Source organism: Bradyrhizobium sp. (assembly GCF_036009065.1).
Classification (GTDB): domain Bacteria; phylum Pseudomonadota; class Alphaproteobacteria; order Rhizobiales; family Xanthobacteraceae; genus Bradyrhizobium.
Genome location: NZ_DASYMN010000376.1, coordinates 1 through 9,270, shown reverse-complemented (window position 1 = coordinate 9,270; position 9,270 = coordinate 1). Strand labels below are relative to the sequence as shown.

The following is a 9,270-nucleotide window of genomic DNA, read 5'->3' as shown; positions in this document are numbered from 1 at the left end:
ATCTTGGCGCGCAACGCCTTCAGTTCGACGCGATCGGGATCCTTCAGATCCTGCGTCGCCGTTTTCGCCCATAATTCATAGGGCCGCTGATCCGGCGAGAAGCCGGACAGATGCGGCGATTCCATGGTGATCTTGCTGCCGGACACCACGAGATTGTCCATGTCGATCGGCAGTTGCTTCATCAGGAGCCGAAACGGATTGAAGATCGAGATCGCGATCAAGCCGGCCATCGCCAGCGCCACGACCGTGGGAACCACGATGCGCAGCATCCGCACCAGCCGGCTGTGGCGCGCGGCAATGGCAAAGCGCGCGTCCATTCCGGCTTGAAGGGCTGGGTTCTGAACCGAATACACCGCTGCTCCGAAGCGCCCAAGGAAGTGTCGAGGCTTGACCCGGTCAATCTACGCCAAAATGCCTAATAATGCAGCCATACCAGAACGATTAGTGTGACCGAAACGGGGCGGACCGCTGCTACATCGTGTCCCGGCTCTGCGGTGGGGCATTTCGTTCATGCCGCTCCGCAGAGCCGGGTCCGCAACGACGCGAAGCGTCATGGCCGGGCTTGACCCGGCCATCCATCCTCTTCGAAAGATTCTTGCGAAGATGATGGATGCGCGGGTCAAGCCCGCGCATGACGAGTCCATCCTAATCACGGCTCGGGTGCGCGCCTCACGAATGCGCAAAGATGTCCTCGGTATCCCAGCCCTGCAGGTCCAGTCTCGCCCGCGTCGGCAGAAATTCAAAACATGCCTGCGCCAGCCCGGTGCGGCCCTCGCGCGCCAGCATGGCATCGAGGCGCTCGCGCAGGCCATGCAGATGCAGCACGTCGGAAGCCGCATACGCCAGCTGCGCGTCGCTTAAAGTCTGCGAGCCCCAGTCGCTGGACTGCTGCTGCTTCGACAGATCGATGTTGAGCACCTCGCGCACCAGGTCCTTGAGGCCATGGCGGTCGGTATAGGTGCGGGACAGGCGCGAGGCGATCTTGGTGCAGTACACCGGCTGCGGCATCACGCCAAAGGCGTTGTACAGTGCCGCGAGATCGAACCGCGCGAAGTGAAAAATCTTGGTGATGTTCGGATCACCCAGCAGCGCTTTCAGGTTGGGCGCGTCGGCATGACCTTTGGAAATCTGCACCACATCCGCGCTGCCGTCACCGGCAGACAACTGCACCACGCAGAGCCGGTCGCGATGCGGGTGCAGCCCCATGGTCTCGGTGTCGATCGCCACCGAGCCGGTGTAGCGCGACAAATCCGGCAGATCGCCGCGGTGCAGGCGGATGGTCATGGTGTCGCAGTCTTTCGGGCTTCGTCGAATCGATGCAGCCTAAACTATCGTTGAAATCCCAAACAAACGAGGGGCCGCGCGACTCTTGTCGGCGACCGATGACCGGCAAATTAACAACCTCACGCCAAAAACTTCCAACATATTGAAACTACTGATGTTATTCGCCGTTTCTCTTTGCTGTGCCGGGCGGCAGAACTGGGGCAATATGGTTGGTCACCAAAGTCATCCAGGGTGCCGCGATGAAAACCGAACAACAACGCCTGCCTCGTTTTGCCGTGCTGATAGATGCCGACAATACCTCGCCGCAGATTGCAGGCGGTCTTTTCGAAGAAGTTGCAAAGTTCGGCGAGGCCAGCGTTCGCCGCATCTACGGGGATTTTTCTAACCAGCAGCTCAGGTCCTGGACTGGAATTCTCCAGAAATATGCCATCGATCCCTATCAGCAATTCGCCTACACGACGGGCAAGAACGCCTCCGATATCGCGCTGGTGATCGACGCCATGGATCTGCTGCACAGCGGCCGGTTCGACGGCTTCTGCCTCGTATCGTCGGACAGCGATTTTACGCGGCTTGCGTCGCGGCTGCGCGAACAAGGCGCCGACGTCTACGGCTTCGGCGCGCAGAAAACGCCGGAAAGTTTTAGGCAGGCATGCCGGCGATTCATCTACACCGAGAACCTGCTTCCGCAAACGCCGGCATCGAATTCCAGCGCAGCGCCGAAATCAAAGTCATTGCAGCCGCCGAGCGCCGCCCTTCCGCTTTTGAAAAAGGCCATTTCGCAGGCTGAAAACGAAGGCGACGGCTGGGTAAGCCTCGGAATCGTCGGAAGGCAATTGACGAACCTTGTTTCGGATTTCGATCCCCGCAGCTACGGTTTCACGAAATTGAGCGACCTGGTGCGAAACATCGGCCTGTTCGATGTAGAGAAAACCGATAGCAACCGCATCCGCATCCGCGCCAAGCCAAAGGAAACCGCGAGAGAGAGGGTGAAGGACAGGAGAACGCGCAAAAAGAAGGTGACGGGCACGCCAGCGGTCTGAATTTACGACTGCGGTTCCTCTTTCGGAACATCAATAACCCTTACAGAGTCAGGAACCGGACATAACCGAGCCGGTTAACCCGGCGATCTACTGAGCCGGATTCAACCGGCATTCTCAGAGATCCGACCGTTATTGATCGGGCTTGGGAAACTGGTCGCAAAGCGGCCTTCAAGATCAAAAACTCAAAACATCTTGGAGGTTTGTCATGCCCTCACGAAACGAATCGGCCCGGGCCATCGCACGGCTTCAGATGGAAACGCCGATTTCCGACGACGCGAGTTTGCATAAATTGCAGGAGCAAGCCGCCGGGTATGTTCGTGAAGCCAAGCGTCGTGCTCCCTCGGAGCCCGATGAGCTGGTCTCCTCGGTGGTGGATGCCGTCGCACGCGACTACTTTCGCCACGCCATCGAAAAACAGCGAAAGCGCGCGCGTCGAGCGCTCCCTGTTCTGCTGGTACTGTCCGCAATGACCCTGTTGGCCGCTCCGGCGATCGCTCACACGGATTACGATGGCGTCTGGAACGTGACGGTCACCACCAGGACCGGAAGCTGTCAGCCGACCACCAGCTATCCATTGGTCGTGACCGATGGGAACGTGTCCGGTGCTGCCGACCTGTCAGGCAGCGTCGGACGAAATGGCGTGGTCAGGGCGTCGCTCAAGGGCGCCTTTGCCAGCGGACAGCTGAGCGGCAATGCCGGTTCTGGAAGATGGAATTCGGCGTCGGCCGGAATGCCCTGCAGCGGCCGATGGATGGCGACAAGGCGGTGAGCTGCGCGCGAGCAGTGACCAGATTGGTTACGAGCCTGAAGCGCGTCGGACGCTCGATGGGCAAATCAGCGACCGCGTTCCCTTGAAGTTCCTTTGAGCTGGCGCACGCGCGTCGGCGCCGATCGCGACCTTGTCAAATCCGCCGACAACAATTAACCGCATGCTGCCGGTAATACTTCGCGCTCGCCCCAGCAGCGAAAATTCAATCAACGCGGCCATGATATTTTCGGAATCATGCCGACAGGGTAGCCTGCAGGCCCAGCGAGGACTTGTCCGTGCGACGCATTTTTCCGGACGTCAGAGGGCTCGCCAGGTTCGGCAGGCAACTGCACTCTGCAGCGTGGCGGCGCGCGCGATGGGCGGCCGGTTCGCCGGGCGTAACTGACCCGCGCTCTAAACGCTGGGGAGGTATCCGCGGCTCTTATCACCGGCTGCGCTATGCCCTGGCTGTGCGGTTCGGTTCGCGGGAGAGCGCCAGGGAGGCGATTTGCGCCGCGGCTCGGATCACACCCGATGACGACCATCTGCAGTACGCTTTGAGCGTCTACGCGGTATCGGAAGCCGAGCGCGAGCAGGCCATGAGCCGCGCGCTTGCAATCCGCTCAAGACGCTTGCCGCCCACCTTGGCCCAAGGTCTCGCCGCCGTGCGCGCCAACCCGCCTTCCGCTTCGTATCCGGCAGCGTCAGCGTGGGCATGGCGCAACCTGGCCCCACCACAAATGAGCCACGGAGAGTGGCGGCGCAGAGCGCACTTCGGTTGGGCAAGCAACTTGCTGATCTGGGATTGGGCCAACTGCGCGCGCGATCGGCTTGCCGAGCTCGACGCCCTCATCATTTCACCTGACGCGCAGGTCGAGCGGCTTCTGCGCAGCCAGAACCGCGGAGTCCTGCTGGTCCATGCCCATGTCGGCGTGCTCCCCGCATCGCCTCACTACCTGCGTTCGCTGCGGCCGCGTGTACGCATCCTGGCTGCAGTACCGCCCACTCGCGTGACCGACACGCTGGACTTTTACATCGATTCTACCTTGCCGCTTTCGCTTCGTCAGGTGCTGCGGGATCTCGACAGGGGAATTTCCATCGCGCTGTTTCCCGACAGCCGCCGAGGGATTCATTTTGCCGAAACGGCATTGCCCGGCGGGGCGGGGTTGCGCGTAGCGCAGTGGATTCCGCGGCTGATATGGAGGCACGGCGTCCGCTACCTCTATTGCTTCCCGTTGTGGGAGGGGGAACGCATTCGGATGGTGTTCGAACTCGACACGTGTCGACCGGAACAGGGAGAGCCTTACGAAGAATGGGAGTCCCGCTTCGTGCATCACTATCGCGCAAGGGTGCTGGCCGCCCTGCAGAGCGCGCCGGAGAATCTGCGTCTGACCGGCGGTTTCTGGGAACAGTTCGCTTGAGCGGGTGATCGCCAGGCTGGACTCCCGCAACGCTCGAATGGGGCGCTCAAGCCGTTCGCGCAGGCGCTGTTGCACCGTCGAGTTGCTCCCAGATGAACGCGGCGCCCGCGCGCGCGCCTTCGATCAGTTCGTCGGCATCCGCCGCTGTACGGGCGAGCCGAACCGCCAAATCGATCGCGCCCTCGCTGTGCCTGATGTCGGCTTCGCCATGCACCGTAAAGAAGATGAGGCCATGGTCCGTCACGCCGTGATGGCGGAACATCTCTGCATAGGCGGGACAAAAGCGCGGCGCCTGGCCTTCCAGTCCGATGTTGAGGAACGCCATGGCGGCGCGCCAGCGACCGTCCTCAAGGGCACGGTCGAAATACGCATACTGCGGCGGAGCCGCACGACCGACCAACTCGGGTTCGAGACCAAGCGCGGTCGTCAGGCGCAATGCATAGGTCGCGTGCGCCCGCTCCGGCCGACGCATGACTTCATCATCACCGATTTGCTCGAGCCCCTCCTCCTCAAGAAGGTTGCCGATCAGAAACTCCCGCAGCAAAGGCTCACGCGTGCCGGCCAGCAGCCGGGAGAGCTTATGGGGAAAATCAATCGCCCCGGCTGCAATCCGGAGTGCGACGTTCTGCAGCATCGCTCGTGGCGCGCTGCTGCGGCCGCCGAGCCGGAAAAGGCGGGCCTGCGCAACCGGCCACCGATGCAATTCGGCGTGCAAAGCTTCGCGCAGAGCCATGGCCTCAGTATCCTCCGTTGCTCGCATTGAGGGTCACGTGTTCAAAGAAGGGCTCGATGGTGCCTTCCGGAGTGAGGCGGCCGCGCGTCTTGCTGCCAAGATCAGGCCACTGGGTTAGCTGCAGTTGCATTCGTCCGACGAAGGTATCGAACACATGCGGCTCGCGAACGCCCGCCTCGAGCTGCGCCGCGGAGAGCCCGATCTGCTCCTTCGCAATGGCAATCAGATCCTCGAGTGTATATGCCGCTCCGGCCATGTGGCGGCCGAGGGGGCCGACGGAGCGTAGATGCACCTCGCGCACCTGAGGCCGCTGCACGAGGTAGCGCCAGAACTCACCGACATGTCCGGAATTCACGCCGAAGGCGAGAGTCATTCCGACACTAGCGTACATGTGTTCCGCGCCAAGATTCTCGAGCGCCGCCAGCTTGCGTTTCGCGCAAGCCAGATCGTCCATGGCCTCATAAAGATCGTCTCGCAAGCCGCCATTCATCGACAAATAGACGGTGCGGAGGCCGGCTTTTTTCAGGCGCGAGACATAGGCGCGGTTGGCCAACGCCAAGCCGTTGCTGAGTAGCTGCGGCAGATGACCGCTTGCGCGGACCATGCGCACGAGGCCCGCCAGGTCGCGCCGCACCGTCGGCTCGGCGCCGACCAACCGGATACGCGCGCGCCGCCGCAAGCGCACCAGAATGGATTGGAGCCAGGCTGCATCCATATCGGGAATATCCCGCGCCGGGATGTAGCAGTTGCGGCACGCCATGTTGCAGCGATGCGTCACGTCGACCATTACCGTCGTGAACGGATTGTCTTCGGGCCGGTATGCGATACCGGTTGAGACGTGCATGCGGCGGTACTCCATAAAGCCAGGTAATCTTGCGATTGTCCCGATGATCGGTTTTTATAGAGGACCGGTCTGGCAGTCCAGTACGGTACAAGTGAGGTGGATGCACGATGCGAGTTTGCTAGAAGTGCAGGAGCAGGCCGCGGACTATGTACGTGAGGCCAAGCGTCGCGCTCCATCGGAACCCGATGAATTGGTATCCTCGGTCCTGGATGCCGTCGCGCGCGACTACTTTCGTCACGCCGTCAAAAAACAGCGAACGCGCACGCGTCGAACGCTTCCCATCCTGTTCGTGCTGTCCGCAATCACCCTGTTCGCCGCCCCGGCGATCGCTCACACCGATCACGATGGCATCTGGAACGTGACGGTCGTCACCAGGACCGGAAGCTGTCAGCCGACCAGCAGCTATCCATTGGTCGTGACCGATGGGCAGGTGTCCGGTGCCGCCGACCCGTCAGGCAGCGTCGGACGAAATGGCGTGGTCAGGGCTTCGCTCAAGGGCGCCTTTGCCAGCGGACAACTGAGCGGCAATGCCGATTCTGGAAGATGGAATTCGGCGTCGGCCGGAATGCCCTGCAACGGCCGATGGATGGCGACAAGGCAGTGATCGGCGGGCGGTGGGCTATAATTAGGTCGCCGCCGCTGATTCAAACGGACGCACCGCGCCGAACAGGCACTGAAACAGCTGCTCCAGCAGAGGCAATAAACCACGGCTTGAAATCCAGCCATACTAATAATAGTTATTGGCCGTCGTTGAAAGTTGCGGCTGAGAAGGGCTTCGCCATGGCGATCAGTGCAGACCTGGGAAAGAGCCTTGAAAAATTCGTGACGAAACTGGTCGCAACTGGCCGGTATGGATCCAAAAGCGAGGTATTGCGTGAGGGGGTGCGGCTGATCCAGGAGCGCGAAACCCGGCTGGCCGCGCTCGACGCCTCGATCGCCCGCGGCCTGGCCGATGCCGAGGCGGGCCGCGTTACGCCGGCGGCCAAGGCCTTCGATCGCGTGGAGTCCATGCTGCGTGCGAAGGCGAGCGCCAAACGGCCGTGATGTCGTCCTGGCGGCCGAAGCGGAAACCGATCTGGAAAGCATTGCTGAATATATCGCGCGCGACAGCGTGACGACGGCGTTAGCATGACCTGCGAGAAAGATGTCTCGCACTCGCCGACGCGCCGCGCGGCTATCCCTTGGTGCCGCGCTACGAACACCATGGCATCCGCAGGCGCCCGTTCGGCAGTTACCTGATTTTCTATCGCGTCGGCACTGAGGCCATAGAGGTGGTGCACATTCTTCACGGTGCCCGCGATTATGAGCCGCTGCTGTTTCCGGAAGGATGATGGCGGGGCAGCAATTAAGATCGACTGGAACAAGCTTATGCGTGAATGAGTACGCCCTGCCGCGCGATCTGTGGTGCCCAGGAAAGGACTCGAACCTTCACGGCCGTTAAGCCACTGGCACCTGAAGCCAGCGCGTCTACCAATTCCGCCACCTGGGCTTGAGGCCGGTTACTACGGACCGTCCGCGCGCTTGTCAAATCATTGAAGTGCCGCCCAAATGGTTATCATGGGGCCTGATCTTTTCGAAAACCGGACCGACTTTTCCGGATCATGGCCTGTACAGCGCACGCGCGTTGGCGTATCGCGAAACGGCTAAAACACCCGCGCGAGCGCAGTTAGACTGCCCAGGAACAGCCCCGATGCCCTCGAATATCGATACCTTGGTCACGGTTTTTGGCGGCTCGGGCTTTGTCGGGCGGCATGTGGTGCGGGCGCTGGCCAAGCGCGATTACCGCATCCGGGTCGCGGTGCGCCGTCCTGAACTCGCCGGCCATCTGCAGCCGCTCGGCAGGGTCGGTCAGATCCACGCCGTGCAGGCCAATTTGCGCTATCCGGCCTCGGTCGAGGCCGCGATGCGGGACAGCCATGCCGCCATCAACCTGGTCGGCATCCTTGCCGAGGGCCGTGCACAAAGTTTTGACGCGGTGCAGGGTGCGGGTGCAGGCGCCGTGGCGACAGCCGCGCGTGCCGCCGGCGCGCGGATGGTGCATGTCTCGGCGATCGGCGCCGATGAACATTCGGCGTCGCGCTACGCGCGCTCCAAGGCGGCCGGCGAAAAGGCGGTGCTCGGGGCCGTGCCCGCGGCGACGATCCTTCGGCCCTCGGTGGTGTTCGGTCCCGAGGATCAGTTCAGCAACCGTTTTGCGGCGCTGGCAAGGGTGTCGCCTTTCCTGCCGCTGATCGGCGGCGGCATGACGAAAATGCAGCCGGTGTATGTCGGCGATGTCGCCACCGCGGTTGCCGATGCGGTCGATGGCAAGACCAAAGAAGGCGCTGTCTACGAACTCGGCGGCCCGGAAGTGCTGACCATGCGCGAGATCATGGAGATCATCCTCAGTGTGATCGAACGCAAGCGCATGTTCCTCTCGCTGCCGTTCGGCCTCGCAAAGCTGCAGGCGCTGGCGCTGCAGTTTGCGCCGGGACCGCTCAAACTGACGCCGGACCAGGTGGCGCTGCTGCGCTCCGACAATGTGGTGTCGCAACCGGCGAAGGCCGCGGGGCTGACGCTGGAAGGCTTGGGGATCACACCGGATTCGCTGGAAGCCATTGCGCCGCAGTACCTCTGGCGCTTCCGCAAAATGGGCCAGTTCCAGAAGAAGAGCGCGTAGGTTCCTGCGTGCACGATCGGCCGCAGGTCCACGCCAAGCACATTTCCGAGCCACGCATTCAACCGTTATCCTGAGGAGCCGCGCGCTTGCGCGGCGTCTCGGAGGATGGCTGCGGACACTTGTGGCCCATCCTTCGAGGCTCGCCGAAGACGGCGAGCACCTCAGGATGACGGCAGTCCTGGTCTTTCCGCCAGAAAAAAGATGTGTGTGTCCTAACTAGCGCCGTCGCGGGGATGACGAAAATAATTCTTGCGAGGCTAAAAATTCCTATTGATGCTATTCCTACAATGGGGTATATATTGCTAGTCCTGTTTGATTAGGGCGCTTTCTAGAGGCGATCCCGAAGTTGGACAGAGCGAAAGCTGGCCGGACCGGGGCGCCCCGGAACGGTCGACAGGCCGGTGGCCAGGTGGAGCGCCGGGAGGCGCAGCGCCTGCCTTGGGCGCGCGCGGTGCCTTGCCGCGCGAGGTGGGTACGTTAATCCCGCCTCAAGGGGTGCCCGCTGGTGCCCTGGCGCCTCCCGCCGCTCCATCCCCTCGCT

The 9,270-nt window shown here is 62.0% G+C and carries 11 protein-coding genes, 1 tRNA gene and 1 pseudogene; 7 read left to right on the top strand and 6 right to left on the bottom strand.

Annotation, left to right across the window (positions count from 1 at the left end; translation table 11 throughout):
- A pseudogene (locus VGP39_RS23020) lies at positions 1-353 on the bottom strand (LPS export ABC transporter periplasmic protein LptC); the annotation flags it as partial.
- Positions 354-669: 316 nt separating this feature from the next.
- On the bottom strand, positions 670-1,284 hold the full coding sequence (locus tag VGP39_RS23015) for a ribonuclease D (RefSeq protein ID WP_327570393.1): 615 nt from the start codon (positions 1,282-1,284) through the stop codon (positions 670-672).
- Positions 1,285-1,523: 239 nt separating this feature from the next.
- Between VGP39_RS23015 and VGP39_RS23010 the strand changes: the two genes are divergently transcribed.
- Both VGP39_RS23010 and VGP39_RS23005 read left to right on the top strand, forming a co-directional pair.
- Complete coding sequence (locus VGP39_RS23010; RefSeq protein WP_327570397.1) at positions 1,524-2,324, top strand: NYN domain-containing protein; 801 nt, start codon at positions 1,524-1,526, stop codon at positions 2,322-2,324.
- A gap of 466 nt (positions 2,325-2,790) precedes the next feature.
- On the top strand, positions 2,791-3,093 hold the full coding sequence (locus VGP39_RS23005) for a hypothetical protein (RefSeq protein ID WP_327570396.1): 303 nt from the start codon (positions 2,791-2,793) through the stop codon (positions 3,091-3,093).
- A 27-nt stretch (positions 3,094-3,120) separates the two neighbouring features.
- Here VGP39_RS23005 and VGP39_RS23000 read toward each other — a convergent pair whose 3' ends face one another.
- Positions 3,121-3,312: a hypothetical protein gene (locus VGP39_RS23000; RefSeq protein WP_327570392.1), complete on the bottom strand. Its 192-nt coding sequence runs from the start codon at positions 3,310-3,312 to the stop codon at positions 3,121-3,123.
- A 56-nt stretch (positions 3,313-3,368) separates the two neighbouring features.
- Here VGP39_RS23000 and VGP39_RS22995 point away from each other — a divergent pair, with 56 nt between their 5' ends.
- Positions 3,369-4,493: a hypothetical protein gene (locus tag VGP39_RS22995; protein ID WP_327570391.1), complete on the top strand. Its 1,125-nt coding sequence runs from the start codon at positions 3,369-3,371 to the stop codon at positions 4,491-4,493.
- Positions 4,494-4,539: 46 nt separating this feature from the next.
- Here VGP39_RS22995 and VGP39_RS22990 read toward each other — a convergent pair whose 3' ends face one another.
- Positions 4,540-5,226: an iron-containing redox enzyme family protein gene (locus VGP39_RS22990; protein WP_327570390.1), complete on the bottom strand. Its 687-nt coding sequence runs from the start codon at positions 5,224-5,226 to the stop codon at positions 4,540-4,542.
- Positions 5,227-5,230: 4 nt separating this feature from the next.
- A complete protein-coding gene (locus VGP39_RS22985; protein ID WP_327570389.1) occupies positions 5,231-6,085 on the bottom strand; it encodes a radical SAM protein in 855 nt (284 codons plus the stop codon).
- A 268-nt stretch (positions 6,086-6,353) separates the two neighbouring features.
- On the opposite strand from VGP39_RS22985, the gene VGP39_RS22980 reads away from it, so the two are divergent.
- The 3 genes from VGP39_RS22980 (at position 6,354) to VGP39_RS22970 (ending at position 7,401) form a co-directional block, all read left to right on the top strand.
- Entirely contained in the window at positions 6,354-6,674 is a 321-nt protein-coding gene (locus VGP39_RS22980; protein ID WP_414644775.1) for a hypothetical protein, read from the top strand.
- Positions 6,675-6,850: 176 nt separating this feature from the next.
- Positions 6,851-7,114 carry a type II toxin-antitoxin system ParD family antitoxin gene (locus VGP39_RS22975; protein WP_327570394.1) on the top strand — a complete coding sequence of 88 codons (264 nt, stop codon included), beginning with the start codon at positions 6,851-6,853 and terminating at the stop codon, positions 7,112-7,114.
- A gap of 140 nt (positions 7,115-7,254) precedes the next feature.
- Positions 7,255-7,401 carry a type II toxin-antitoxin system RelE/ParE family toxin gene (locus VGP39_RS22970; RefSeq protein WP_327570388.1) on the top strand — a complete coding sequence of 49 codons (147 nt, stop codon included), beginning with the start codon at positions 7,255-7,257 and terminating at the stop codon, positions 7,399-7,401.
- A gap of 71 nt (positions 7,402-7,472) precedes the next feature.
- On the opposite strand, the gene VGP39_RS22965 is transcribed toward VGP39_RS22970, so the two are convergent.
- Positions 7,473-7,559 (bottom strand) — tRNA-Leu (locus VGP39_RS22965).
- Positions 7,560-7,760: 201 nt separating this feature from the next.
- On the opposite strand from VGP39_RS22965, the gene VGP39_RS22960 reads away from it, so the two are divergent.
- Entirely contained in the window at positions 7,761-8,729 is a 969-nt protein-coding gene (locus VGP39_RS22960) for a complex I NDUFA9 subunit family protein (protein ID WP_327570387.1), read from the top strand.
- Positions 8,730-9,270: the final 541 nt, after the last annotated feature.

Coding starts and splice junctions, on each gene's coding strand:
- VGP39_RS22985 (WP_327570389.1), bottom strand. CDS start 6,085: ATGGAGTACCGCCGCATGCACGTCTCAACCGGTATCGCATACCGGCCC.
- VGP39_RS23010 (WP_327570397.1), top strand. CDS start 1,524: ATGAAAACCGAACAACAACGCCTGCCTCGTTTTGCCGTGCTGATAGAT.
- VGP39_RS23015 (WP_327570393.1), bottom strand. CDS start 1,284: ATGACCATCCGCCTGCACCGCGGCGATCTGCCGGATTTGTCGCGCTAC.
- VGP39_RS22960 (WP_327570387.1), top strand. CDS start 7,761: ATGCCCTCGAATATCGATACCTTGGTCACGGTTTTTGGCGGCTCGGGC.
- VGP39_RS22990 (WP_327570390.1), bottom strand. CDS start 5,226: ATGGCTCTGCGCGAAGCTTTGCACGCCGAATTGCATCGGTGGCCGGTT.
- VGP39_RS23000 (WP_327570392.1), bottom strand. CDS start 3,312: ATGGCCGCGTTGATTGAATTTTCGCTGCTGGGGCGAGCGCGAAGTATT.
- VGP39_RS22975 (WP_327570394.1), top strand. CDS start 6,851: ATGGCGATCAGTGCAGACCTGGGAAAGAGCCTTGAAAAATTCGTGACG.
- VGP39_RS23005 (WP_327570396.1), top strand. CDS start 2,791: ATGACCCTGTTGGCCGCTCCGGCGATCGCTCACACGGATTACGATGGC.